The sequence below is a fragment of the Streptomyces sp. NBC_01268 genome, from assembly GCF_036240795.1.
Classification (GTDB): Bacteria; Actinomycetota; Actinomycetes; order Streptomycetales; family Streptomycetaceae; genus Streptomyces.
In genome coordinates this window covers 4,670,658-4,696,140 of sequence record NZ_CP108454.1, presented here as the reverse complement: position 1 = coordinate 4,696,140, position 25,483 = coordinate 4,670,658, and the positions used below count along the sequence as shown (strand labels likewise).

Annotated in this window: 22 protein-coding genes, 1 tRNA gene and 1 pseudogene; 10 read left to right on the top strand and 14 right to left on the bottom strand. The window is 74.4% G+C overall.

Translation table 11 applies throughout. The annotated features are described in order from the left end of the window. The first annotated feature begins 4 nt into the window (after positions 1-4). From OG309_RS20965 to OG309_RS20950, 4 genes are all read left to right on the top strand, one after another. Positions 5-721 (top strand): hypothetical protein, encoded by a 717-nt coding sequence (locus tag OG309_RS20965; protein WP_329422965.1) that lies wholly within the window; start codon positions 5-7, stop codon positions 719-721. A gap of 68 nt (positions 722-789) precedes the next feature. After that, positions 790-1,737: an N-acetylmuramoyl-L-alanine amidase gene (locus OG309_RS20960; RefSeq protein WP_329422963.1), complete on the top strand. Its 948-nt coding sequence runs from the start codon at positions 790-792 to the stop codon at positions 1,735-1,737. A 43-nt stretch (positions 1,738-1,780) separates the two neighbouring features. After that, positions 1,781-2,014 (top strand): hypothetical protein, encoded by a 234-nt coding sequence (locus OG309_RS20955; protein WP_329422961.1) that lies wholly within the window; start codon positions 1,781-1,783, stop codon positions 2,012-2,014. Continuing rightward, positions 2,011-2,274, top strand: coding sequence for a hypothetical protein (locus OG309_RS20950; RefSeq protein ID WP_329422960.1), 264 nt, complete (start codon positions 2,011-2,013; stop codon positions 2,272-2,274). Before OG309_RS20955 ends, OG309_RS20950 begins: the two co-directional genes overlap by 4 nt. 77 nt (positions 2,275-2,351) lie before the next feature. Here the strand turns inward: OG309_RS20950 and OG309_RS20945 are convergent, their stop codons facing one another. The 4 genes from OG309_RS20945 to OG309_RS20930 form a co-directional block, all read right to left on the bottom strand. After that, a complete protein-coding gene (locus tag OG309_RS20945) occupies positions 2,352-3,425 on the bottom strand; it encodes a methyltransferase domain-containing protein (protein ID WP_329428461.1) in 1,074 nt (357 codons plus the stop codon). Between the two features lie 123 nt (positions 3,426-3,548). Then, a complete protein-coding gene (locus OG309_RS20940; protein WP_329422958.1) occupies positions 3,549-3,692 on the bottom strand; it encodes a hypothetical protein in 144 nt (47 codons plus the stop codon). 60 nt (positions 3,693-3,752) lie between these two features. Next, positions 3,753-3,850 (bottom strand) — tRNA-OTHER (locus tag OG309_RS20935). A gap of 425 nt (positions 3,851-4,275) precedes the next feature. After that, the gene (locus tag OG309_RS20930) at positions 4,276-4,476 is read right to left on the bottom strand and encodes a hypothetical protein (protein WP_329422957.1); all 201 of its coding nucleotides are present in this window, start codon (positions 4,474-4,476) and stop codon (positions 4,276-4,278) included. A 177-nt stretch (positions 4,477-4,653) separates the two neighbouring features. Between OG309_RS20930 and OG309_RS20925 the strand changes: the two genes are divergently transcribed. Both OG309_RS20925 and OG309_RS20920 read left to right on the top strand, forming a co-directional pair. Beyond that, a complete protein-coding gene (locus OG309_RS20925; protein WP_329422955.1) occupies positions 4,654-5,484 on the top strand; it encodes a helix-turn-helix domain-containing protein in 831 nt (276 codons plus the stop codon). After that, on the top strand, positions 5,481-5,672 hold the full coding sequence (locus OG309_RS20920) for a DUF397 domain-containing protein (protein ID WP_329422953.1): 192 nt from the start codon (positions 5,481-5,483) through the stop codon (positions 5,670-5,672). Before OG309_RS20925 ends, OG309_RS20920 begins: the two co-directional genes overlap by 4 nt. Positions 5,673-5,774: 102 nt before the next feature. On the opposite strand, the pseudogene OG309_RS20915 reads toward OG309_RS20920, so the two are convergent. The 6 genes and pseudogenes from OG309_RS20915 to OG309_RS20890 form a co-directional block, all read right to left on the bottom strand. After that, positions 5,775-6,443: pseudogene (locus OG309_RS20915) on the bottom strand (AMP-binding protein); the annotation flags it as partial. A 63-nt stretch (positions 6,444-6,506) separates the two neighbouring features. Then, positions 6,507-7,640, bottom strand: a complete 1,134-nt coding sequence (locus OG309_RS20910) for an acyl-CoA dehydrogenase family protein (RefSeq protein WP_329422951.1) — start codon at positions 7,638-7,640, stop codon at positions 6,507-6,509. Beyond that, positions 7,637-9,631, bottom strand: a complete 1,995-nt coding sequence (locus tag OG309_RS20905) for an ATP-binding protein (RefSeq protein ID WP_329422950.1) — start codon at positions 9,629-9,631, stop codon at positions 7,637-7,639. Before OG309_RS20905 ends, OG309_RS20910 begins: the two co-directional genes overlap by 4 nt. An 8-nt stretch (positions 9,632-9,639) precedes the next feature. Then, positions 9,640-11,238: an acyl-CoA carboxylase subunit beta gene (locus tag OG309_RS20900; RefSeq protein ID WP_329422948.1), complete on the bottom strand. Its 1,599-nt coding sequence runs from the start codon at positions 11,236-11,238 to the stop codon at positions 9,640-9,642. After that, on the bottom strand, positions 11,235-13,010 hold the full coding sequence (locus OG309_RS20895) for an acyclic terpene utilization AtuA family protein (RefSeq protein WP_329422947.1): 1,776 nt from the start codon (positions 13,008-13,010) through the stop codon (positions 11,235-11,237). Before OG309_RS20895 ends, OG309_RS20900 begins: the two co-directional genes overlap by 4 nt. Beyond that, a complete protein-coding gene (locus OG309_RS20890; RefSeq protein WP_329422945.1) occupies positions 13,007-13,813 on the bottom strand; it encodes a TIGR03084 family metal-binding protein in 807 nt (268 codons plus the stop codon). The genes OG309_RS20895 and OG309_RS20890 overlap by 4 nt, the downstream gene beginning before the upstream one ends. A 251-nt stretch (positions 13,814-14,064) precedes the next feature. Here OG309_RS20890 and OG309_RS20885 point away from each other — a divergent pair, with 251 nt between their 5' ends. After that, the gene (locus tag OG309_RS20885) at positions 14,065-16,623 is read left to right on the top strand and encodes an ABC transporter permease (RefSeq protein ID WP_329422943.1); all 2,559 of its coding nucleotides are present in this window, start codon (positions 14,065-14,067) and stop codon (positions 16,621-16,623) included. A 290-nt stretch (positions 16,624-16,913) separates the two neighbouring features. Here OG309_RS20885 and OG309_RS20880 read toward each other — a convergent pair whose 3' ends face one another. Together OG309_RS20880 and OG309_RS20875 are read right to left on the bottom strand one after the other, a co-directional pair. Next, a complete protein-coding gene (locus OG309_RS20880; protein ID WP_329422942.1) occupies positions 16,914-17,102 on the bottom strand; it encodes a DUF1272 domain-containing protein in 189 nt (62 codons plus the stop codon). 62 nt (positions 17,103-17,164) lie between these two features. Continuing rightward, positions 17,165-18,076, bottom strand: a complete 912-nt coding sequence (locus OG309_RS20875) for an EamA family transporter (RefSeq protein ID WP_329428459.1) — start codon at positions 18,074-18,076, stop codon at positions 17,165-17,167. 191 nt (positions 18,077-18,267) lie between these two features. On the opposite strand from OG309_RS20875, the gene OG309_RS20870 reads away from it, so the two are divergent. Next, positions 18,268-19,149 carry a LysR family transcriptional regulator gene (locus OG309_RS20870; RefSeq protein ID WP_329422941.1) on the top strand — a complete coding sequence of 294 codons (882 nt, stop codon included), beginning with the start codon at positions 18,268-18,270 and terminating at the stop codon, positions 19,147-19,149. 17 nt (positions 19,150-19,166) lie between these two features. Here the strand turns inward: OG309_RS20870 and OG309_RS20865 are convergent, their stop codons facing one another. Next, positions 19,167-20,477: an MFS transporter gene (locus OG309_RS20865; RefSeq protein WP_329422939.1), complete on the bottom strand. Its 1,311-nt coding sequence runs from the start codon at positions 20,475-20,477 to the stop codon at positions 19,167-19,169. A 97-nt stretch (positions 20,478-20,574) separates the two neighbouring features. Here OG309_RS20865 and OG309_RS20860 point away from each other — a divergent pair, with 97 nt between their 5' ends. Beyond that, entirely contained in the window at positions 20,575-21,426 is an 852-nt protein-coding gene (locus OG309_RS20860) for a DUF5937 family protein (protein WP_329422938.1), read from the top strand. 34 nt (positions 21,427-21,460) lie between these two features. Here the strand turns inward: OG309_RS20860 and OG309_RS20855 are convergent, their stop codons facing one another. Continuing rightward, positions 21,461-24,289 (bottom strand): FAD-binding and (Fe-S)-binding domain-containing protein, encoded by a 2,829-nt coding sequence (locus tag OG309_RS20855; RefSeq protein ID WP_329422937.1) that lies wholly within the window; start codon positions 24,287-24,289, stop codon positions 21,461-21,463. 51 nt (positions 24,290-24,340) lie between these two features. Here OG309_RS20855 and serC point away from each other — a divergent pair, with 51 nt between their 5' ends. Next, on the top strand, positions 24,341-25,459 hold the full coding sequence (gene serC, locus OG309_RS20850) for a phosphoserine transaminase (protein WP_329422935.1): 1,119 nt from the start codon (positions 24,341-24,343) through the stop codon (positions 25,457-25,459). Positions 25,460-25,483 lie beyond the last annotated feature (24 nt).

Genomic DNA, 25,483 nt, shown 5'->3' with positions numbered 1-25,483 from the left:
CCACATGGCAGCCATCCCCCAAGACCTCCTCGACCGCGTACGGGCCATGGAGAACCGCCTACGGATGCTGGAGGGCCGAGCCCACATTCGCCCCGCCCTCGACCAGGTCCTGAACGGCGACGTCGTTGTCGGGCAGGGCGGCGCCCTCGCCGTCCAACACCCCTCCGGCAACGCGACCATGTTCCGCGTCGGCCGGATCTACGAGAACCCCGACGAGTACGGCACCGTCGTACGCCGCGACAACGGCACGATCGCGTTCAGCCTCTACCGAGGTCCGACCAACCCCGCCACCGTCCCCCAGGCCATCCGGCTCGTCGACGCCAACGGGGCCGAAATCTTCGCCGAGGACACCGTCGCCGGCGGCATCGCCCGCCCGTACATCCCCCTGCCGGTCCCGCTGGAGGAGAACACCCTCAAGTGGCCGTCGACCACGTCCACCACGTTCGTCACCGTCGGCCGCTCCACCGGCATCGTGCAGCAGCCCCGAGCCCGCGTCTACGCGCAGCTCACCGCATCCGGCGGCGCCACCGCGCAGGTCCGATTCCTCGTGAACGGCAGCATCGTGGCGACCGGCACGGCCGGGCAAGCCCTGCTCACCACGTTCGCCATCCCGTCTTACACGTACGGCGCGACCGCCGAGTTCGAGCTTCAGGCCCGTGTGTCCAGCGGCACCGGGACCGCGTACGCCATGACCCGGTACCTGTACGGCTTCCAGTCCTGATCCCACCCCACCAAGGGCCGTCCCGCGCACCGCGCCGGACGGCCCTTCCGCATTCTCGGAGGTACCCCATGGCCGCACCCGCGACCGCGTCCGCCTTCCTCGCCGCGCTCCGCGCCGAGGGTCTGACCGTCGTGACCTATCCGGGGTGGGAGAGCCACAACCGGAACCACAAGGGCCCGTGGGGCCCCGTGCACGGCGTCGTCGTGCACCACACCGTCACCAAGGGCACCGCGAACACGGTCCGCATCTGCCGCGAGGGACACAGCACCCTGCCGGGTCCGCTGTGTCACGGCGTCATCGCCAAGGACGGCACGGTGCACCTGGTCGGCTACGGGCGCACCAACCACGCCGGCTCTGGCGACCCGGACGTGCTCCGGGCCGTCATCGACGAGCGGCCGGCCCCGGTCGACGACGAGGCGACCACCGACGGCAACCGGCACTTCTACGGGTTCGAGTGCGAAAACCTCGGCGACGGCTCCGACCCGTGGCCCGAAGCCCAGCTCGACGCCATCGCCCGCGCGTCGGCCGCCGTCTGCCGCCTGCACGGCTGGGGCCCGCGCTCCGTGATCGGCCACCGCGAGTGGCAGCCCGGCAAGCCGGACCCGGTCGGGTTCACCATGGGCTCGATGCGGGACCGGGTCGAGACCCGCCTCGCCGACAAGCCCAAGCCCCCGGCCCCCAAGCCCACCCCGCCGGCCAAGCCCAAGCCCAAGCCGAACCCGCCCAAGGTGCCGACCGTCAGCCTCTCGCGCCTGATCGCCGCCGCCCGCCGCGACCCCGCACAGCAGGGCACCCCCGTCACGTACGCCGGGGCCCGGATCGTCGAGGAGGCCCTCGCCGCCGAGGGGCTGCTCGCGCGCTCCCTGCTCGATGGCCACTTCGGTACCGCCACCCGTACCGCGTACGCCCGTTGGCAGGCGCGCCAGGGCTTCCGTGGTGCCGACGCCGACGGCATCCCCGGCCGCGCCACGCTCGTCCGCCTCGCGGCCCGGCACGGCTTTCTCGTCGCCGCGTAACTCGACTCGTCAATCTGACATCCCCCCACAGGAGGAACCCCGCATGTCCGCCGCCACCAAGCGCAGCATCCGCACCGTGCTCCAGACCGCCGCCGCCCTCGCGATCGCCGCCCCCGGCATCGTCGCCGCGTCCGGCATCCCTGCCTCGCTCCCGTACGTCGCCGGCGCCCTCGCCGTCGCCGGCGGCCTCGCGCGCGTCATGGCGCTGCCCGCCGTCGAGGCCCTCCTCGACCGCTTCGGCCTCGGCCTCATCGACGACAACGGGGGCGGCCAGTGACCATCCCCACGCCGTCCGACCCTGCCGCCGTCGCCGTCGAGCTGGAAAAGCTCCGGGGAACGATGGAGACGGGATTCGCCCGGGTCGACGGCTCCCTCGCGCTGCTCGTCCAGCGCGGCGACCAGACCGACCGGCAGCTCGCCGACCACGAGGCACGCCTCGACGCCCTCGAACGCGCCCGCTGGCCTCTCGCCTCCCTCGCCGCGCTCGTCGCCGTCCTCGGCGTCGCCCTCTCCCTCTGGCAGCTCGCCACGAAGTAGCCCCCGCCGCAGCGGGGACGCCGAAGCGGCCCCGCCCCCTCTCCGGGGGTGGGGCCGCTTTCGTCATGTCCGGGCCGTCACCGGAGCCACTCGGCCCCCGGCACCGGGCACGACTCGTCATCGAGCCACGCCACCGTGGAGCGCGGCCCGACCGTCAACCCGAACCGCTCGAACCCCGGCCGGCTCCTGCCGTTCCACCACCGGTAGGCGGCCTCGACCTCGTCCCACAGACGCCGGGGCCCTTCCTGCACGACGTCGAAACTGCTCGCCTCCGGCACATAGTCGGCGGACGCCCACGAGTCCCCGGCGATGTCGTACGTCCACAGGGTGTACGCCCCGTCGTCGTACCGTTCCGTCCGCCAGAACGCCCCCGGGACCTGCAACCCGATGACGAACTGAGCCAGCCACCCGCCGACGGCCGTAGGCGACAGCGTGGTCGTGCTGATCCGCCCGTCGGCCGGCCACGTCCGGCCCCGAAAGAAAACGCCCGGCTCGGGAAGCTCCGGCCGCTGCTGCCGAATCCTCATGAACGCCGACGAGCGGGTGAAACGGCCCCGGGCGTGCCCGTCGTCGCCGACGGTGAGCCGCACGATGGCCTCGCCGCCGTACAGCGGCCCCCATGGGGCGAGGATCACGCCGCCGGTAACCGTCTGCTCGATCCACGCGATCGGAACATCGCCGACCGACGCGGTGGCGATCACCCGGTCGTACGGGGCGCGGTCGGCGAACCCTTCCCGTCCGTCGCCGGTCACGACGAGCGGCGTCGGCGGCCCAAACTCGGCGAGATTCTCTCGGGCCTGCTCGGCAATGACCGGGTCGTACTCGATGCTGACGACGTTCTCAGCCCCAAGCCGGTGCGAGAGGAGGGCCCCGTTCCATCCGGTCCCGGTGCCGATCTCCAAGACCCGGTGTCCGTCCTCGACGTCGAGGTCGGAGAGCATCGTGAACACCATGGACGGTAGCGAGTTGCTGCTCGTCGGGGTGGTCCCCTGCTCGTCGCCCTGGTGCTCGCCCTTGTCCCACTGGGTGGTGAGCGGGACGTTCGAGTACACGGCCGCAAGCCACGCCCGAGGGTCCGCGTTCCGGTCGACGAGTGCGCGTTGTTCCGTGCCCTCGGGGATACCGGGCCAGACCCGAGCCGGAACGAACATGGCACGGGGGACGGCGCGGTACGTGGAAAGCCAGTCCGTTTGCAGTGCGCCCGATTCGACGAGCGCGGCGGCGAGCCCCTCCGGGCCCGCCGCCTCTACGCGTGTGGTCACCTGCTGGTCCCTCTACTTCGCGGGGCCGCTGCCGTCGGAGGAGTTCCCGCCGCTCGTCTCCGAGCCGCCCCCTCCGTGCTGGCTTCCGCTGTTGCTGTCGTCCTGCTGGCTGCCGCCGGATCCGCTGCCCGAACCGCCGCCGTGCTTGCCCGACATGGTCACTCCTTCGGTTGGGTGGTGCTCGGAACGGCCATCCCCGAATCCGGGGGGGCCGAGTCCCCATGCCCGGAATCGAACCGGGGTCGTCGACGACGGGGCGACGGGAGATCGTTGGGTACTCCGCCGTCGGGCTCTGCCTGACTGAGCTACTGGGGTAGGGGTGGAGCCGCCGTCCCGACGGCGCGGAGCACGTCGGAACGGCGGGGCTGGGGCCGGCCCCGGGCTGGGAACGAGCAGCCCGGGGCCGGGTGGGGGACCTCGCCCCGGGAGCTCCGGTCCGGGGCGAGGCGGTTAGGTGGCGCGGAGTGCCAGTGCGGCGGCGCCGGCGCCGATGGCGACGAAGGTCAGGAAGAGTGCGAGGGCGGCTGAACGGGAGGCAGGTGTTCCCCGATCAGGGTGATCGCGTCGCTCGGGCGCAGGGACCTGCGCTCCTCGGGGCTCGCTGCCCAACAGTCGGTCGCGTTCGCCGTCCACTCCGTGCCTCCGGGTCGAGCGAGGGTGAGGAGGTCGCCGTTCACGGCCCGCACCTGGCCCGCGAGGGCCCGAGTCCCGTCCGTGACGACGTCGTCCACGCGGTATCTCACGGCTGCCGCCGGGCGGCCCGCAGGATCGCCGTCATGCGCTTGGCCCCGGCGAGGCTCACCTCGCCCAGACCGTAGACGTGCATCGGGCCGTGTTGGGTCTGGCGCCCCTCGCGGTAGAGCCCCTGCGTGGGAAAGCCAGCACCCTCCATCGCCGACTTGAGGTCCTGGAAGACGGCGCCGGCCTCGGTGGCGCTCACGGGGCGAATCTGCGGCGCGGCCGGCGGCGCGGTGCGTGGCGCGGTCGTGGGCGTAGGCGTGCTCATCGGCTGCTCTCCTCCTTGCGGGGCGTGCTCCGGAATGGCTCCAGCTTGGCCGCAGTAGCCCTACGCTTACTAGCAGTTGGGTTCCGCCAGGTGAGGTGAGGAACGGGGCATATGCCAGGACCAAAGGACTTAGACCCCGGGGACAGCATCGAGCAGTACCTCGGCAACATCGTGCGCGAGCAGCGGCTCGCCCTTGGGAAGGCTGACCCCGAACACGATTGGACGCAGGCGTACCTAGCCGGTTTGGTGTTCAGCAGTGGGAGCCGGATTTCCGAGATCGAACGCGGCGAGGAGCCACCCGACCGGGACCTCGCGGAGAAGCTCGAACTGAAGCTCAAGCTCCCGCCCGGCACGCTCGTCAACCTCGTACGGATCCTCAGCCAGCAGGCCGTACGGGATTACGCCAAGCCCTACGTCCGACGCCTGGTCGAGGCGACGGCGATCCACGAGTTCTCGATCGTCGTTCCGGGCCTGCTCCAGACTGCCGACTACGCCCGCGCCGCAATGGAGGCGGGCCTCGCGGGGGACCGGGCACAGATCACGGAGTACGTGCGGGGCCGAATGGAGCGACAAGCGGTGCTCGACCGCGACGACCCTCCGTGGATGATGATCGTCCTGGATGAGGCTTGTCTGCGGCGCGAGGTCGGCGGCCGGCGTGCCATGAGCGAGCAGATAGAGCACCTGCTCACCATGAGCGAGCGCCCGAATGTGAACATTCAGATCCTCCCGATAGGGAGCGTGCCTGTCGCCGGATCGTTCTCTCTCCTCACCCTGCCGAAGGGGAGGGGCGCGTATACCGAGGGGTTCAGCACCGGTTCATACACCGAGGAAAAGGCCGAAGTTCTCCAATTCCAGCGGGTCTATGATCTGCTCCAACAGGAGGCTTTGAGCGTGCGGGCATCCCTCGAAATGATGCGTGCGATCGTGAAGGAACATCAATGACAGAGACCGTCCCGAACTGGCACAAGAGCACGTACAGCGGCAACACCAACGACGCGTGCATCGAGGTTGCCACCAACGTCCCGGCCGTCCTGGTCCGGGACACGAAGGACCACGGCGCGGGGACCCTCGCCATGGCTCCGGCCGCGTGGTCCGCGTTCGCCGCGTACGCGGCCGGCCTCGCCGGCTGAACAGGCGCAGAACGGCCCCGCGTCCCTGGATGGGGCGCGGGGCCGTCTCGTTTCCGCAGGTCAAGCCACCAGTCCGTATCGCTCCCCTTTAGATCGACTGTCGTGGAAGAACGGGAGGACCGCCAGGATCCGGTCCCCCGGCCCCATCGGCATCAGCGGTTCGAGCTGGGCGAGGTTGGTCGCGATGGAGGCGTGGGTGAGCATCACGCCCTTGGGGACGCCGGTGGTGCCGGAGGAGTACGGGAGGGCGGCGAGGTCCGCGGCCGGGTCGACGTCGAGGGCCGGTTCGGGCGCGGCCGAGCCGAGGAACGACTGGAGCGAACGGCAGTCCTCGGCGGTGTCGCAGACGAAGATCTCCTCGACGCCGCCCGCGAGTGCGGCCGCCGCCCGGGCCGTCGCGAGCAGCGGGGAGACGGTGACGATCCACCGCGCGGAGGAGTCGCCCAGCTGCTTGGCGAACTCCTCCGGCGTGGCCAGCGGGTGCACGGTGGTCACGGCCGCCCCGGCGCGCGTGGCGGCGTAGAAGGCGACCGGGAACAGCACGGTGTTGGGGCTGTGCAGGGCGAGCACGTCCCCCTTGCGCACGCCCGCCTCCGCGAGACCCGCGGCCACCCGCCGGTGGAAGGCGTCGATCTGGCCGTACGTGAGCGTCAGCTCCCCCGCTCCGTCCACCAGTGCGGGCAGGTCACCGAACTCGGCGGCCCGCCCGAGGACGGCGTCGTGGATGGGGAGGGAGACGGCCGGAACATCCGCGAACTCGCTGTGGAACACCATGCGTACGGGCCCCCTGATCGGTGGGTGGACGGTGCCGGGGAACGGCCAGGATGGCGCGGATCAGTACGACTTGGGGAGACCCAGGGACTGGTGGGAAACGAAGTTGAGGATCATCTCGCGGCTGACCGGGGCGATCCGGGCCACCCGGGCGGCCGTGATCAGCCGGGCGAGACCGAACTCCTTGGTGAGGCCGTTGCCGCCCAGGGTGTGGACGGACTGGTCGACGGCCCGCACGCAGGCCTCGGCGGCGGCGTACTTGGCCATGTTCGCGGCCTCCCCCGCGCCCATGTCGTCGCCCGCGTCGTACAGCGCGGCCGCCTTGCGCATCATCAGGCGGGCGAGCTCCAGCTCGATGTGGGCCTGCGCGAGGGGGTGGGCGATGGCCTGGTGGGAGCCGATCGGCGCCTTCCACACCTGCCGCTCCTTGGCGTACTTCACCGCCTGCGCGAGCGCGAAGCGGCCCATGCCGATGGCGAACGCGGCCGTCATGATCCGCTCGGGGTTCAGTCCGGCGAAGAGCTGGAGCAGACCCGCGTCCTCGTCGCCGACGAGCGCGTCGGCGGGCAGGTGCACGTCGTCCAGGACGAGCTCGAACTGCTTCTCGTCGGCGGCCAGTTCCATCTCGATCTGCCGCCGCTCGAACCCGGGGGTGTCGCGCGGGACGATGAACAGGCAGGCCTTGAGGGTGCCCGTGCGGGCGTCCGAGGTGCGGCCGACGATCAGGGTGGCGTCGGCGATGTCGACCCCGGAGACGAAGACCTTGCGCCCGTTGAGGACCCAGCCGTCCTCGGTGCGGGTGGCGGTGGTGGTGATGCGGTGGGAGTTGGAGCCGGCGTCGGGCTCGGTGATGCCGAAGGCCATCGTGCGGCTGCCGTCGGCCAGGCCGGGCAGCCAGGCGCGCTTCTGCTCCTCGGTGCCGAAGCGGGCGATGACCGTGCCGCAGATGGCGGGCGAGACCACCATCATGAGGAGCGGCGCGCCGGCCGCGCCCGCCTCCTCCAGGACGATGGACAGCTCGGCCATGCCGCCGCCACCGCCGCCGTACTCCTCGGGCAGGTTGACGCCCAGGTAGCCCAGCTTGCCGGCCTCGGCCCACAGGCTCGCCCGGTCGAAACCGGGGCCGTGCCGGTGGCCGAGGGCGGAGACGGCGGCGCGGAGCGCGGTGTGCTCCGGGGACTCGATGATGCTGCTCATGCGGTCTGGTCCTCCTGGGCTTCGGTCGGTGCGTCGAGGGACTGGTCGAGGGGGCGATCGAGGGGGTGATCGAGGGGGTGCACGACGGCGAGCAGGGCGCCGACCTCGACCTGGCGGCCGGGGACGGCGTGCAGGGCGGTGAGCGTGCCGGAGGCGGGCGCGACGACCCGGTGTTCCATCTTCATGGCCTCCAGCCAGAGCAGGGGCTGCCCGGCCTCGACCGGGTCGCCGACGGCGAGGCCCTCGGCGACCCGGACGACGGTGCCCGGCATGGGGGCGAGCAGGGAGCCGGGCGCGGTCTGCTCGCGCGGGTCGGGGAAGCGGGGCGCGGCGGTGAGGCGGTGGCGGCCGACGAAGTCCGTGCCGCCGTGCCGGGTGACGCCGAAGTGGCGCACGACGCCGTCGACTTCGAGGCTCACCCGGTCGGGCGCGATGGCCACCGCGCGGATCCCCGGCGGGGACGTCACCTCGTAGGCGCCGGTACGGGACGGGCGGTAGCGGACCTCGTGGGTGCCGTGCCCCTCGTAGGTGCGGGACTCGTCCTGCGAGCGCACGTTGCGCCAGCCGCCGCCGAAGCGGCTCCGGCCGCGCGCCGCCGCCGCGAGCGCGGCCGCCACGGCGGCCTGCTCCTCCCCGGCGGGAGGCTGGGTCAGGGCGGCCAGGTGCCGTTCGTAGAAGCCGGTGCCCAGGCGGGCCGGGTCGGCGAAGTCGGGGTGCCGGAGCGAGGCGACGAGCAGGTCCCGGTTGGTGGCGGGGCCGTGCACGCGGGCCCGTTCCAGGACGTCGGCCAGCTTGCGGGCGGCCTCGGCGCGGGTGGCGGCGTGGACGACGACCTTGGCGAGCATGGCGTCGTAGTGGACGCCGACGGTGTCGCCGGAGACGTACCCGGTGTCGACGCGGACCCGGGTACGGGCCGGGGTCCGGCCCGGGGAGGCGCCGGGCGTCCCGGGCGTTGCCGGCTCCTCGAACTCCAGCGCGTGCAGCACGCCCGTCTGCGGGGTCCAGCCGCCCGCCGGGTCCTCCGCGTAGAGGCGGGCCTCGATGGCGTGGCCCCGGGGCGCGGGCGGCTCGGGCGGGAGCGGGGTCCCCTCGGCCACCGCCAGCTGGAGGGCGACCAGGTCGAGGCCGTGGATCTCCTCGGTGACCGGGTGCTCGACCTGGAGGCGGGTGTTCATCTCCAGGAAGTGCGCGCGGCCGTCGGCGACCAGGAACTCGACCGTGCCCGCGCCCACGTAGCCGACGGACCGCGCGGCGGAGGCGGAGGCGGCGTACAGGGAGTCGAGCAGCCCGGCCGGGAGTCCGGGCGCGGGGGCCTCCTCGATCACCTTCTGGTGCCGGCGCTGGAGGGAGCAGTCGCGGGTGCCGAGCGTCCAGACCGTGCCGTGCGCGTCGGCGAGGATCTGCACCTCGACGTGCCGGCCGTCCTCGACGTACGGCTCGACGAACACCTCGCCGTCCCCGAAGGCGCTCAGCGCCTCGGCCGACGCCGCCGCCAACGCGTCCGCCAGGGCGTCCAGTTCGCGGACGACGCGCATGCCGCGTCCGCCGCCGCCGGCCGCGGCCTTCACCAGGACGGGCAGCTCGGCCTCGGTGACGTCGGCGGCCGCGAGCGGCGGGATGCCGAGGAGCTCCTTGGCGCGGGTCTTGGAGGCCATCGCCTCGATCGCGGCGGGCGGCGGGCCGATCCACACCAGCCCGGCCTCGATCACCGCCTCCGCGAACTCCTTGTTCTCGGAGAGGAATCCGTACCCGGGGTGGACGGCGTCCGCGCCCGCCGCGAGCGCCGCCTTCACCACGAGGTCCGCGCGCAGGTACGTCTCCGCGGGCGTCGCCCCCGGCAGCCGCACGGCCGCGTCGGCCTCGCGTACGTGCAGGGCGCCGGCGTCCGCGTCGGAGTACACCGCGACGGTCGCGATGCCCAGCTCGCGGCAGGTGCGGAAGACCCGGCAGGCGATCTCGCCCCGGTTCGCCACCAGAACAGTCGTCATCACGAGAGGCCTCACATTCGGAAGACGCCGAAGCCGCCGCGCGCGCCCTCGACCGGTGCGTTGTGGATGGCGGAGAGGCAGAGTCCGAGGACCGTGCGGGTGTCCCGCGGGTCGATGACCCCGTCGTCGTACAGCCGCCCGGAGAGGAACATCGGCAGGGACTCCGCCTCGATCTGCGCCTCGACGAAGGCCCGCATCCCGGCGTCCTGCTCGTCGTCGTACGGCTGCCCCTTCGCCGCCGCCGAGGCGCGCGCCACGATGGAGAGGACGCCCGCGAGCTGCTGCGGGCCCATGACGGCCGACTTGGCGCTCGGCCAGGCGAAGAGGAAGCGCGGGTCGTAGGCCCGGCCGCACATGCCGTAGTGCCCGGCGCCGTACGACGCACCCATGAGGACGGAGAGGTGCGGGACCTTCGAGTTGGACACCGCGTTGATCATCATGGCGCCGTGCTTGATGATGCCGCCCTGCTCGTACTCCTTGCCGACCATGTAGCCGGTGGTGTTGTGCAGGAACAGGAGCGGGATGTCGCGCTGGTTGGCGAGCTGGATGAACTGCGCCGCCTTCTGCGACTCGGCGCTGAACAGCACGCCCTGTGCGTTGGCGAGGACGCCGACCGGGTAGCCGTGCAGCTCGGCCCAGCCCGTCACCAGGCTCGGCCCGTACAGCGGCTTGAACTCGTCGAACTCCGAGCCGTCGACGATCCGGGCGATCACCTCGCGCGGGTCGAAGGGGGTCTTCAGGTCACCGGGGACGATGCCGAGGAGCTCGTCCTCGGCGTACTTCGGGGGCGCCGCCGGGAGCGGGTCCGGGTGCGCCTTGCGGTGGTTGAGGCGGGCGACGATCCGGCGGGCCTGGCGCAGGGCGTCGGCCTCGTCGACGGCGTAGTGGTCGGCGAGCCCGGAGACCCGGGCGTGCATCTCGGCCCCGCCGAGCGACTCGTCGTCGCTCTCCTCGCCCGTCGCCATCTTCACCAGCGGCGGCCCGCCGAGGAAGACCTTCGACCGCTCCTTGATCATCACGGTGTGGTCGGACATCCCGGGGACGTACGCCCCGCCGGCCGTCGAGTTGCCGAACACGACCGCGACGGTGGGGATGCCGGCGGCGGACAGCCGGGTGAGGTCGCGGAAGAGCGCCCCGCCCGGGATGAAGATCTCCTTCTGGGAGGGGAGGTCCGCGCCGCCGGACTCGACGAGCGAGACGACCGGCAGCCGGTTGGCGAACGCGATCTCGTTGGCCCGCAGCGCCTTCTTGAGCGTCCAGGGGTTGGAGGCGCCGCCGCGCACGGTCGGGTCGTTGGCGGTGATCAGGCACTCGACGCCCTCGATCACCCCGATGCCGGTGACGAGCGAGGCACCCAGCGGGTAGTCGCTGCCCCAGGCGGCGAGCGCGGACAGCTCCAGGAAGGGGGTGTCCGGGTCGACGAGCAGTTCGATCCGCTCGCGGGCGAGCAGCTTGCCGCGCTTGCGGTGCCGTTCGACGTACTTCTCGCCGCCGCCCGCGCACGCCTTGGCGTGTTCGGCGTCGAGCGCGGCCAGCTTCTCCAGCATGGCCGAGCGGTGCAGCGCGTAGTCGGGTCCGCCGGTGTCGAGGGCGGAGGCGAGGACGGTCACAGCAGTTCCTCCGGTAGGTCCACGTGCCGGGAGCGGAGCCATTCGCCGAGCCCCTTGGCCTGCGGGTCGAACCGGGCCTGCGAGGCGACTCCCTCGCCGAGCAGCCCGGTCACGGTGAAGTTGACGGCCCGGAGCCCGGGCAGGAGATGCCGCTCGACCGCCAGTTCCTCCGTCTCCGGAAGCAGCTGCCGGAAGAGGTCGACGGTGAGGGCGTGCGCGAGCCAGCGCCAGGCCCGGTCGTCCCGGACCCACACGCCGACGTTCGCGTCCCCGCCCTTGTCGCCGCTGCGGGCCCCGGCGACCAGCCCGAGCGGTGCCCGGCGCGTGGGCCCCGTCGGCAGCGGCTCGGGCAGCGGCGGCGGCGGTACGGGCGCGAGGACCCGGCTCTGCGGCGGTACGGGCACGGCGACCCGGCTCCCGTCGGGCAGCACCGCCGTGTGCGGGACCTCCCCGACGGGGACGTACGCGGTCTCGAACACCCCGTAGGGCGCGCCCTTCCCGGGCGGGGCGGTGACGTGGAAGCCGGGGTAGCTCGCGAGGGCCAGCTCGATCGCCGCCCCCGACAGGGTCCGGCCGACGGCCTCGGGGTCCGGGTCGCGGACCACCAGCCGGAGCAGGGCGCTCGCGGTCTCCTCGGTGCCGGCGTCCGCGCGGTCGGTCCGGGCCAGTTCCCAACGGACCTGCGCGGGCGCCGGCTTGGGCCCCCGCGCGAGGGCGTCCTCGATCTGGTCGCGGACCAGCTCCGCCTTGGCCTCGATGTCGAGCCCGGTCAGCACGAAGACGACCTCGTTGCGGAAGCCGCCGAGCCGGCAGAGCCCGGCCTTGAGCGTGGGGGGCGGCGCCTCGCCCCGCACCCCGTCGATCCGGACCCGGTCCGGACCCTCCTGGGTGAGCCGTACGGTGTCGAGCCGCGCGGTGACGTCGGGGCCCGCGTAGCGCGCGCCGCCCGTCTCGTACAGGAGCTGCGCGGTGACGGTCCCGGTGTCGACGACGCCGCCGGTGCCGGGGTGCTTGGTGACGACCGCACTGCCGTCCTCGTGCAGTTCGGCGAGCGGGAAGCCGGGGCGGCGCAGCAGCTTCGGGTCGTGGCCGGTGAAGAAGGCGTAGTTGCCGCCGGTGGCCTGGGTGCCGCACTCCAGGACGTGCCCGGCGACGACGGCGCCCGCGAGCCGGTCGTACTCCTCGGGGCCCCAGCCGAAGAACCACTGCGCGGGCCCGGTGACCAGGGCGGCGTCGGTGACCCGGCCGGTGACGACGACATCGGCGCCCGCGTCGAGGCAGGCGGCGATCCCGGCCCCGCCGAGGTAGGCGTTGGCGGCGAGGACACCGTCCCGCGCGGGCAGCCGGTCGCCCTCGACGTGGGCGACGCGGACCGGGATCCCGAGCCGTCCGGCCAGCGCGCGCAGGGCGTCGGCGAGCCCGGCCGGGTTGAGCCCGCCCGCGTTGGCGACGATCCGCACCCCGCGCTCGTGGGCCAGCCCGAGGCCCTCCTCCATCTGGCGCAGGAAGGTCTTGGCGTAGCCGGTGGAGGGGTCCTTGAGGAGGTCGCGGCCGAGGATGAGCATGGTCAGCTCGGCGAGGTAGTCGCCGGTGAGGACGTCGAGCCCGCCGGAGCCGGCACGGGCGTCCGTACCGGACCCGGGGACGGCGCCCGGGGCGCCGTCCGCCCCTGCCCCTGCCCCTGCCCCTGCCCCCGTGAGCATCTCGCGGACGGCGTCGAAGCGGTCTCCGTAGAAGCCGGAGGCGTTGCCGATGCGCAGGATCCGGCTCACGACGCCCCCTCCTCCGGGCCGCCCTTCGGCGGACGGCCCTGGCCGGCCGGGCCCGCGAAGGCCTGGGCGATCGTGAGCCAGTGCGCCGCCTCCGCTCCGAGCGGAACGAGGGCCGTGTCGGCGTGGTGGACCCGCTGCGTGACGAGCAGGCAGAAGTCGAGGGCGGGGCCCCGGACGATCTGGGTCGCACCCTCGGGGCCGTACGCCCACAACTCCCCCTCAGGGGAGATGAGTTCGAGGCGAAAGGGCTCGGCGGGCGGGGTGAGGCCCCGGACCAGGTAGGCGTAGTCGCGGGCGCGCAGCCCGATCCAGGCCACGTGCCGCAGCCGCGCCGTGGGCGCGCGGACGACGCCGAGCGCGTCGGCGACGTCCTGGCCGTGCGCCCAGGTCTCCATGAGCCGGGCGGTGGCGAGCGAGAGGGCGCTCATGGGCGGCCCGTACCAGGGGAAGCGGGCGCCGGGCGGGGCCTCGCGCAGGACCCGGAGGAGCCGTTCACGGCCGTCCCGCCAGCCGGCGAGGAGCTCGGCGGGCGGCAGGGCGGCGCCCTTCTCGGCGCCCTCGTCGACGAAGGTGCCGGGCGAGGCGAGGGCCTCGGCGGCCTCGGCGGCGAAGGCCTCGGGGTCGGTGGCGGCGAGCAGCGCGGCCCGGTCGGTCCAGGCGAGGTGGGCGATCTGGTGGGCGACCGTCCAGCCGGCCGCCGGAGTGGGCGCGGCCCACTGCTTCGCACTCAACTCCCTGACGAGGGAGTCGACTTCCTCGCTCTCGGCGTTCAGGTCGTCGAGCACGGTGACGGGGTCGGACACGGGACGCTCCCCTCGGGGATCGGCGGTCACGGGCGGGTGCACGACGGGTGCACGGACGGGTGCACGGGCGTGTTGCGGAGGAGCATGGCAGGGCCCAGGGAAACAATCAAGCACGCTTGCATGATTTTAGGACGAGCTCCGCTCATCCTCCGGAGGTACGCGCCACGGGCGTCACGGACGACTCCGGGATGACCTCGGATCCTGCCTGGTGGGGCCGAGAACCACCGCTTCCCGCTCCTAGCGTGGAAGGCATGTCGCCGTCGCCTCCGTCATCGTCCTCGTCCTCGTCCTCGTCCCTGCTGGGCTTCACCGTCAAGGACTTCCGGGCCCAGCTGCGCCAGCTGGTCCTCACCGGCGCCGCCGTCGCCGTCGGCGTGGCCTTCCTGGTCCTGTCCGTCGGCGGGGCGGGCGCGCTCGTCCAGTCCTACGAGCAGTCGGCGGCGGCCGACGTCGGCGACGCGCCCGTCCAGGTCGCCGCCCGCGACGGCGCCGCGCTGCCCGCCGGCACGGCCGCCCGGGCGGCGAAGGTCCCGCAGGTCAGCGGCGTCTCCGAGCGCCTCGTCGGCCACGCCAACCTCCTCACGCCGACCGGCCGCCCGCTCGACGACCGGGCCATGGTGACCTCCGTCGCCGCCGACCCGGCACTGCGCTGGCAGCGCCTCGACACGGGCCGCTGGCCCGAACGCGCGGGCGAGATCGTCCTCGACCGGGACAGCGCGGCCCGCGTCGGCGCCGGGGTCGGCGGCACCGTGCGGCTCACCCAGGCCTCCGGCGGCACCGCCGACGTACGCCTCACCGGCCTGCTCGACACGTCCGCCTCCCAGGCCCTCGGCTCCCAGCCGGCGATCGGCATCCCGTACGCGCAGACCGCGACGTACGCCACCGGCCTGCGCGCCACCCACCTCGACCTGGCCGTCCGCCCCGGCGCCGACGCGCTCCGGGTCGCGAAGGACGTCACGAAGGAGCTCGGCGGCGGCGTCACCGCCCGCACCCACGCCGGGGCGGTCGACGAGGCCGTGCAGAGCGGCCGGACGATGTACGCGGTCGTGCTCACCGCCGCCCTCTCGTTCGTCCTCATCGCGATGGCCGTCGCACGGATGGTCGTCACCAACACCTTCTCCGTCGTCCTCGCCCAGCGCGCCCGCCAGCTGGCCCTGCTGCGCTGCATCGGCACCGACCGCGACCAGGTGCGGCGGATCATCCGCCGCCAGGGCCTGATGCTCGGCGTGCTCGCCTCCGGCTCCGGACTCGCCGCCGGCGCGGGCGCCTGCGCCCTCGGCACCGCCCTCCTCGCCGGCCTCGCCGACCTCGGCCCCCTCCACATCTCCCTGATGCCGGGCCGCTGGACCTTCGTCCTCGGCGGACTCTTCGGCGTCCTGCTCACCCTGTGGGCCGTGCGCAAGCCCGCCCGGGCCGCATCCGCCGTACCGCCCGTCGCCGCGCTCGCCGCCAGCGGCGCCGCGACGCTGCCCGAGCCCGGCAGCCGCGCCCTGCGCGAGGCCGTGTCGGTCCTCATGCTCGTCGCCGGCGCGGGCCTCCTCGCACTCGGCGCGTTCGGCGGCTCGGCCGTCTCGCTGCTCGTGGTGACCCTCGGCTCGATCCTCACCTTCTTCGCGGTCCTGCGGTACGCGCGGTACGTGCTGCCGCCGTTCGTCGCCCTCATCGGCCTGGCCCTGCGGCGCCCCTTCGGCACCGTCGGCCGCCTCTCCGTCCAGCAGCTGCGCGCCAACGCGGGGCGCACCGGCGCCGCCGCCTCCGCGATGCTCGTCGGCGTGACGGTCGCCGTGTCGGCGGTGACGGCGATCGGCGTCACCAAGGGCGGCCTGGAGGACATGCTCGCGAGCCGGATGCCGGCCGTCTTCGCCCTCGACGGCGACGCCGACCGGGTCCCGGCCGACGCCGTCGCCGCCCTGCGTGCCGCGCCCGGCCTCACCGTCGCCCCCGTCCGCACCGCCACCCTGACCGTCGACGGGCAGCGCACCGTCGTCGCCACGGCGGACCCGGCCGCCCTCAACCCCGACGCGGAGGGCGTGGCGGCGGCCCGCGCCCTGAAGGACGGCGAAGCGCTGGCCCTCGGCGGGCGGGGCGGGAGCCTGACGGTGCAGGGCGCTCCGGCGACCGCCGCCGGCACCACCCGGCTGACCGTGGTCGACGGCGGCGGCGCGCTGCCGGTCGCGCTCTTCCCCGAGGCGACGGTGTACGTCAACGGCGCCACCCTCGACCGGCTCGCCCCCGGCGGCGCCGCGCGCACCTCGACGGTCCTGGTGAACCCGGCCGACGGCACCGGCCACGACGAGGCCCGCTCCGCCGTCGACCGCGCGCTCGCCGCCCACCCCGACATCCGGATCGCGGACACCGGCTCCGACGCGGCCATGGTCCGCTCGATGCTGGACCGCCTGATGCTGGTGGTCACCGTGCTGCTCGGCTTCTCGATGTGCATCGCCGCGCTGGGCGTCGCGGCCACCCTGATGCTCACGGTGGAGGAGCGCACCCGCGAGTTCGGCATGCTCCGCGCGATCGGCCTCGCGGGCGACCAGCTCCGCCGCATGCTGACCCTGGAGTCCGTCCTGCTCGCCCTCTCCGGCGCCCTCGCCGGCACCGTCCTGGGCGTGGTCTACGGGACGCTCGCCGCCCGCTCGGTGATGGGCGACCGGGTCTCCCCGCCGGACGTCCTCGCCTCCTCCGGCGGCACGGCCCTGACCGTCCTCGGCATCCTCGCGGCCACCGTCCTCACGGGCGTCGCGGCCTCGGTCCTGCCGGCCCGGCGGGTGCGGCGGATGGTGGTGGTGGACGCGCTGCGGGCGTCGTAGGCGGGCGGCCGGGGGCCAGGGGGCGCCCGGTTCCCCGCCGTACAACCCGCCACCGCCACCTTCAGGATCACGAAGGCCTCGGGCGGCGCCGAGCCGACCCCGACGCCGAAGCCGACGCCCTCACCGAGGCCGACCCCGACCGCGCGGCCGTCGGCGGGCGGGGGCGGTGAGCTCGCGAAGACGGGCGCGGGCCCGTCGGCGGCCCTGGCCGGGGTGGCGGCGGCGCCGACCGGGGCGGGAGCGGTGATCGTCCGTTCCCGCCGGACCGGCGGGAACGGTCGGACACGGCGCTAGGCGGCGGTGACCCCACGGCGGGGCCTGGGCACCAGTTCCCCGCCGCAGTTGGGACAGACGTCCCGCATCCCGTCGGCGCAGGGCACGCAGAAGGTGCACTCGTAGGTGCAGATGCGGGCGGGGCCGTCGGTGGGCAGGGGGGTCGTCCCGCAGCGTTCGCAGAGGTCGCGCATTTCCAGAGCCATGCCCCCATCCTGCGCAAGACCCGCGGGCCGGAAAACCGCCCGCGGGCCAAAGATCGACGGGATCAGGCCGCGGGGGCCGAACGCCGCACCTGGCTCCGTACCGCGCCCATGCTCGCCGCGATGACCAGGGCGATCGCGAGCGCGTCCGTCACGCCGAGGGCCTGGTTCAGGACGAGGAAGCCCGCGGTGGCGGCGATCGCCGGTTCCAGGCTCATGAGGATGGCGAAGGTCGGGGCGGGGAGACGGCGCAGGGCGAGCAGCTCCAGGGTGTACGGGAGGACCGAGGACATCAGGGCGACGGCGAGGCCGAGTCCGATGGTCGACGGCACGAGGAGCCGGTCGCCGACCTCGACGATGCCGAACGGCAGGCTGATGACCGCGCCGACCGCCATCGCGAGGGCGAGCCCGTCGGCCTGCGGGAAGCGGCGGCCGGTGCGGGCGCTGAAGACGATGTACGTGGCCCACATCGCGCCCGCGGCGAGGGCGAAGCAGGCACCGGCCGGGTCGAGCCGGTCGAAGCCGCCGCCGCTGAGCAGGACGACGCCGGCGAGGGCGAGGCCCGCCCAGAGCAGGTTGGACAGCCGGCGGGAGGCGATGACGGAGAGGGCGAGCGGGCCGAGCACTTCGAGGGTGACGGCGGCGCCGAGCGGGATCCGGTCGATGGCCAGGTAGAACAGGATGTTCATGCCGGACATGGCGGTGCCGAAGGCGAGCACGGTCCCCCAGTCCGCGCGGCTGTAGCCGCGGACCTTGGGGCGGCAGACGATCAGCAGGACGGCCGCGGCGAGCACGAGCCGCAGCGTGACGACGCCGAGGGCGCCGGCCCGGGGCATGAGGAGCACGGCGACGGCGGAACCGAACTGTACGGAGAGGCCGCCCGCGACGACGAGTGCGACGGGCCCCAGCCGGGTGCCCCGGGGGGCGCGGGGGCCCGGCCCCCGGGCGGCGGCGGGGCCGGGGCTGCCGGTGACCAGGGGGCCGGCGGCTATGTCCTTGACCGGGCTGTCCACCGGCGCGCTCCTTGCCTTGAAAACGATCAAGAGTTCACTACTCTGAACCAACCAGTCCAGAGTAATGGACCGACCCCCGAGGCTCCAACCTTCACGCTAGGAGCCCCCGCGTGGCATGTGAAATGCCGATTGGTCTGCGGTTATGCTCCGAAGACATGAGCCGGACGAACATCGAGCTCCGCCACCTCCGCTGCTTCCTCGCCATCGCGGAGGAAGGCACCCTCACCCGCGCCGCCGCCCGCCTGCACCTCACCCAGCCGGCCGTCTCCCGCACCCTCGCCGCCCTCGAACGGCACCTCGGCGCCCGGCTCGTCGACCGCAGCACCCACCACCTCGCCCTCACCCCCGAGGGGCGGACCTTCCTCGACCGGGCCGCCACGGCGGTCACCGCCTTCGACGCGGCCGTCGACCCGGAGCTGCTCCGGCACCGCCCGCTCCGCCTGGGCCACGCCTGGTCGGCCTTCGGCCCGTACACGACCCCCCTGCTGCGCCGCTGGCAGACCGAGCACCCGGGCACCCCGCTCGAACTCCTCCGCATCGACGACCGCACCGCGGGCCTCCTGCGCGGCGAGGTGGACGCGGCGCTGCTGCGCGGGCCGGCCGAACTGCCGGGCCTGGCGACCGAGGAGCTGCTCACCGAGGAGCGGGTGGCGGCGGTCCCGGCGGACAGCCCGCTGGCCGCGCGCACCTCGCTGACCCTGGCGGACCTGGCGGCCGAGACCGCGATCCTGAACCCCGTCTCGGGCACGACCACCCTCGACCTGTGGCCCGCCACCGCCCGCCCCCGCACCACGCTGACCGTCGCCAACACCGACGACTGGCTCACCACGATCGCCGCCGCCCGGGGCATCGGCGTCACCTCCGCCTCGACGGCCACCCTCCACCCCCACCCGGGCGTGGCCTACCGCCCCCTGACCGACACCCCGCCGGTGCCGGTCCTGCTGGCCTGGCGCGAGGCCGACCGGCACCCGGCGGTGGGGGCGCTGGTGGAGCTGGCGCGGGAGATCGCGCGGGAAGGGCGGACGGACACCCCCTAGGCCGGGGCGCCGAGCCCTCAGGGAGCGTCGCCCGGCCGCCGGGACCGCAGCAGCGGCAGCAGCGGCAGTACGGCGAGGAGCTCGGCCACCGCGCCCGCCCACAGGGCCGCCCGCGCGCCGCAGGACTCCCCGAGCAGGCCGCCGACGAGCGCGCCCACCGGCATGGCCCCCCACACCACGAAGCGGACCGTCGCCGTGACCCGGCCCAGCAGCTCGGGCGGGGACAGCCGCTGCCGGAGCGTCACCGCGCCGATCCTGAACGGCATGAACGCCGCCCAGCCGAGCCCCTGGAGCGCCACGCCCACCGCGAACCGCCAGTCCGCGTGGAAGGACGGCACCGCCGCCAGCCACAGCACCCCGCTGAGCAGGACGGACCCGCACATCGCCCGCCCGGTGCCGAAGCGGGCGGCCAGGCGGGCGGTGAACAGCCCGCCGAGCAGCCCGCCGACCGCCTCGGCGGTGAACACCAGGCCGCACCAGAGGGGCGACAGGCCCAGCTCGCCCGCGAGCAGCACCATCAGCATGGCCGCGCCGATCGTGCCGCAGAAGTTCGAGAGCGCGGCGGCGAGGGTGACGGCGCGCAGGCGGGGGTGGCCGAAGACGAAGCGGAGACCCGCCCCGATCTCCGCCCGGAGGCCGTCCCCGCGACCGGCGGTCCCCGGGCCCGGGCCGCGCACGTCCTCGGCGGCGGGCCCGGTGTCCGCGCGCCGGACGCGGGCGAGCAGCAGCGCCGACGCCAGGTAGCTGAACGCGTCGAACGCGAGCGCCACGGGCGCCGCCACCACCGCCAGCAGCACCCCGCCCACCCCGGGCCCGGCGGCCTGGACGAGGCTCCGGGTGGTCTCCAGGCGCACGTTGGCCTCCTCCAGCCGCTCGCCGTCCACCAGCCGGGGCAGCACGCTCTGCGCGGCCACGTCGAAGAACACCGTGCACAGCGACAGCCCGAAGGCGACCCCGTACAACTGCGGCAGCGTCAGGACGCCCAGCAGCGCCGCGACCGGCACGGACCCGAGCAGCACCGCCCGGCCGAGGTCGCCCGCGACCATCACGCGGCGGTGCCGCGAGCGGTCCACCCAGGCCCCGGCGGGCAGTCCGACGAGGAGGAAGGCGAGGTACTCGCAGGTCACCAGCAGGCCGGCCTGGAAGGGCGTGGCGCGCAGGGTCCCGATGGCGACGAGCGGGAGGGCGAGCAGCGTCACGGCGGTCCCGGCCTGGCTGACCGTGTCGGCGGCCCACAGGCGCCGGAAGTCCGGGACGGCGGCCGGGCGGGCGGAGACACCGGCCGGTGCCGGTGCCACCGGGTGCGAACGGGGGTGAGAGAGCGTCATGACCCGTGAGATCACCAGTCCGCGACCGGCCCGACAATTGTTTTAGCCTGGGCCGAAAGGTCGCGCCGCGGCCGGGACGACGGGGCAGGGAGCGGGCATGGGTGCGGTGCGCTTCGAGGTGGCCGACCTGGCGCACGTACGGTTCGCGGTCTCGCCCCTGTGGGAGACCGTCGCCGGACTGCGGGCCGCTGCCGACCCCGGGCGGCACGCCCTGCACCTGCCCTGGATCAAGCGGGCCCTCGGCGCGGCCGGGGGGCCGCCGCCCGCACCCGGCTTCGGCATCGGCCTGGACCTGGACGCGGTGCCGCCCCCGCGCTGCCCGCTGGCCGGGATCGAGGAGGAGCTGGCCGCCGTGGGGCCGGGGGCGGCGGAGGCGGTCCTGCCGTGGTGGCGGACGGCGGTGCGGCCGCACTGGCCGCGCGTCCGGGCCCTGTTGGAGGCGGACATCGCGTACCGGACCCGGCAACTGGCCGAGGACGGCATCGGGGAGGTGCTCGCCGGACTGCACCGCACCGTCGCCTGGACCGGGGACCGGCTCGTCTCGGCCGAGCTCCCGCCCGGCGAACTCGCCCTGCGCGGACAGGGGGTGACCCTGGTGCCGAGCGCCTTCACCGGGCGCTGCCGGCTGGTCGCGGGCCGGGGCCCGGTGCCGCCGTGCGTGATCTATCCGGCGCGGGCGGTGGGCACGCTGTGGGAGTGCGCGGGCGGGCCCGGTGACGGTCTCGCCCGGCTGCTCGGGCGCAGCCGCGCGGGCCTGCTCGCCGAGGTGACCGCCCCGGCCACCACGACCCAGCTGTCCGCCCGCACCGGGCTGAGCGTGGGCACGGTCTCCCAGCACCTGGCGGTGCTCCGTGACGCGGGGCTCGTCACCGCGCACCGCTACGGCCGAGAGGTCCACTACGTGGCCGTGGACCTCGGACGCGCGCTCCTGGGCGACGACACCCGCTAGGACTGTCCGGCCGTTCGCGGCCCAGGCCTCCCCGCTACCGCTCCGGCCGCCCCTCCGCCAGTGCCTCCGCGAGGATCTCCGCCGTGTGGAGGGCGTGCCGGTCCGGTGCCGTGTGGGCGATCTGGGTGCGGCAGGAGAAGCCGTCCGCGAGGACGACCGCGTGCGGCGGGGCGGCGCGCAGGGCGGGCAGGAGCTGGTCCTCGGCGCAGGCCGCGGAGACCGTCTCGTGGCCCGGCTCGAAGCCGAAGTTCCCGGCGAGCCCGCAACACCCGCCCGCCAAGTCGCCCTCCATGCCCGCCCGTTCGCGGAGCCTGCGGTCGGCCGCGTCGCCCAGGACCGCGTGGTGGTGGCAGTGCGTCTGGCCGGTGACCGGGCGGCCGACCCGGGGCGGGGTCCAGTCGGGGGCCAGCTCCTCCAGGGCCTCGGCGAACGTGCGGACGGAGGCGGCGAGGAGGGCGGCGCGCGGGTCGTCCGGGAGGAGCTCGGGGAGGTCGGAGCGGAGGGCGGCCGCACAGGAGGGCTCCAGGACGACGACGGGCCCGGGGACGGCGAGACCGAGACCGCCGGGAGGAGCCGCGCCCTCGCCCGGACCGGAAGGCCCCGGCTCCTCCCCGACCATCACGTCCAGCGTCCTGCGCATCACCTTCCGCGCCGCGGCCGGCCGGCCCGCCGAGACGTACGTCAGGCCGCAGCAGACCCGGCCGGGCGGCAGGGCGACGCCCAGGCCGGCGTCCTCCAGGACGCGGACGGCGGCGCGGCCGGTGTGGGGGGCGAGGTGGTCGGTGAAGGTGTCGGGCCACAGGGTGAGGGCGGGGGCCCGGTCCGAGGCGCGTTCGCCGAACCAGGAGGTGAACGACTCCCGCGCCACCCGCGGCATGGCCCGTTCCGGTGTGACGCCCGCGAGCCGGGCCGCGAAGGGCAGGCGCATCGCCGCGTTGAGGGCAGGGCCGAAGTGGTCGAGGAGGCGCGGCAGGCCGCCCATCGTCCAGTGGGAGCGGGGCCGCGCCCAGGGCCGTCCCGCGTAGTACTCCTCCGTGAACCGCACCTTGTACGCGGCCATGTCGACGCCCGCCGGGCAGTCGCTGCGACAGCCCTTGCAGGACAGGCACAGGTCGAGCGCCTCGCGGACCTCCTCCGAACGGGCGCCGTCCGTGATGATCTCGCCGAGCGCCATCTCGTGGAGCAGCCGGGCCCGGCCGCGCGTGGAGTGCCGCTCCTCCCCGGTCGCCCGGTAGGACGGGCACATCACCCCGGGCCCCGAAGCAGGTCCCTCCGTCCGGCATTTCGCGACGCCGACGCAGCGGGCCACCTCACGGCCGAGGCCCACCACGGGCAGGTCCGGGAAGCGCAGCCCGGAGTCCAGCGGTTCGGGGCGGACCAGCATGCCGGGGTTGAGGCCGCCCGCCGGGTCCCACAGGTCCTTGACCGCGCCGAACAGGCCGACGAGCTCGTCCCCGTACATGCGCGGCAGCAGTTCGGCCCGCGCCTTGCCGTCGCCGTGTTCGCCCGACAGGGAGCCGCCGTGCGCGACGACGAGGTCGGCCACCGCCTCGGAGAAGCGGCGGAAGTCCCCCACCCCCTTCCCCGTGTAGAGGTCGAAGTCGATGCGGACATGGACGCAGCCGTCGCCGAAGTGCCCGTACGGGGTGCCCCGCAGGCCGAACTCCTTCAGCAGCGAGCGGAACGCGCGCAGGTACGCGCCGAGCCGCGCCGGCGGCACCGCGCAGTCCTCCCAGCCGGGCCAGGCCTCGCCTCCCTCCGGCGTCCGGGTCGCCGTGCCCGCCGCGTCCTCCCGGATCCGCCACAGCGCCCGCTGCCCGGCCGGGTCGGCGATCAGCAGGGAGTCCAGGGCGTCGGCCGCCCGGGCCAGTCCGGCGGCGGCCGAGGCGCCGTCGACCTCGACGAACAGCCAGGCGCCGCCCCGCGGCAGCCCGGCGGCCCCGCCGCGCACGAGGTCCGCCGCCATGCCCTCCACGGTCAGCGGTCCGTACGGGAGCAGCCCCGCCGCCGCGTCCGCCGCCGCGCTCTCGTCCGGGTAGCCGAGCACGAGGAGGACGGGTTCCGCAGGGAGCGGAACCAACCGCAGCTCGGCCTCCGTCACCACCCCCAGCGTGCCCTCGCTGCCGCAGAGGAAGCGGGCCACGTCCGCGCCCCGCTCCGGGAGCAGCGCGTCCAGGGCGTAGCCGGAGATCCGGCGGGGCAGGCCGTCGGGGTAACCGGTGCGCAGGGGCGCCAGGTTGCGCCCGATCAGCTCGCACAGTCCGGCGGGCGCGCCCTGCCCGTCGCGCCCGGCGCGGAGGCGTTCGCCGCCGTACGTCAGGACGTCGAGGCCCCGGACGTTGTCGGCGGTCGTGCCCCAGGCCACCGAGTGCGATCCGCAGGCGTTGTTGCCGATCATGCCGCCGAGCGTGCAGCGGCTGTGCGTGGACGGGTCGGGGCCGAAGGTCAGCCCGTGCGGGCGGGCCGCCTCGCGCAGCCGGTCGAGGACGAGGCCGGGCTGGACGACGGCGGTGCGCGCCTCGGGGTCGAGGCAGACGAGCGCGCGCAGGTGCCGGGTGAGGTCGAGCACGACACCCGTTCCGGTGGCCTGTCCGGCGATGGACGTGCCGCCGCCCCGGGGGACGACGGGTACCCCGTACGTGCGGCAGACGGCGAGCGCCGCGGCCACGTCGTCGGCGTCCCGGGGGGCTACGACGCCGAGCGGGACCCGCCGGTAGTTGGAGGCGTCCATCGAGGTCAGGGCGCGGGCGGTGGTGCTGAAGTCGACGTCTCCGGCGACCGCCGCGCGCAGGGCGTCCGCCAGTTCCGGTGTCGCGTGTTCGTGTGATCCCACGACTACAGAATGTCTCAGTCCTCGTCTCATCGGGCGGACATGCCGCAACCTCGCCTCCACCGACCGGATACGCTCCGCCTCGTGGCCGATATCCAGATTCCCGCTGACATCAAGCCCGCCGATGGCCGTTTCGGCGCGGGCCCCTCCAAGGTGCGGACGGAGGCGCTGGACGCCCTGGCCGCCACCGGTACCTCCTACCTCGGTACGTCGCACCGCCAGGCCCGGGTCAAGGACCTGGTCGGCGAGGTGCGTACCGGCATCAGTGACCTGTTCTCGCTGCCCGAGGGCTACGAGGTGATCCTGGGCAACGGCGGTTCGACCGCCTTCTGGGACGTCGCGACCCACGGTCTGATCGAGAACAAGTCGCAGCACCTCACCTTCGGCGAGTTCTCCTCCAAGTTCGCGAAGGCCGCGAAGCTGGCCCCGTGGCTGGCCGAGCCGACCGTGATCTCCGCCGACCCGGGCACCCACCCGGAGCCGGTGGCCGAGGCGGGCGTCGACGTCTACGCCTACACCCACAACGAGACCTCCACCGGTGTCGCCGCCCCGCTGAAGCGGGTCGCGGGCGCCGACGAGGGTGCGCTCGTCCTGGTCGACGCGACCTCCGGCGCCGGCGGTCTGCCCGTCGACATCGCCGAGACCGACGTCTACTACTTCGCCCCGCAGAAGTCCTTCGCGGCCGACGGCGGTCTGTGGCTGGCGGCCTTCTCCCCCGCCGCGCTGGAGCGCGCCCAGCGCGTCCACGCCTCGGGGCGGCACATCCCGGAGTTCTTCAGCCTGCCGACCGCGATCGACAACTCGCTGAAGAACCAGACGTACAACACCCCGGCGCTCGCGACCCTCTTCCTGCTCAACGAGCAGCTGAAGTGGATCAACGGCCAGGGCGGTCTGGACTGGGCCGTGGCCCGCACGAAGGAGTCCTCGGACGCCCTCTACGGCTGGGCGGAGGAGTCCAAGTACGCGACCCCGTTCGTCACCGACCCGGCGAAGCGCTCGCAGGTCATCGGCACGATCGACTTCGCGGACGAGATCGACGCGGCGGCCGTCGCCAAGGTGCTGCGCGCCAACGGCATCATCGACACCGAGCCGTACCGCAAGCTGGGCCGCAACCAGCTCCGCATCGCGATGTTCCCGGCGATCGACCCGGCGGACGTACGGGCCCTGACGGCCTGCGTCGACTACGTGATCGAGAAGCTGTAGCCCGCGGCACGCGGACCCTACGAG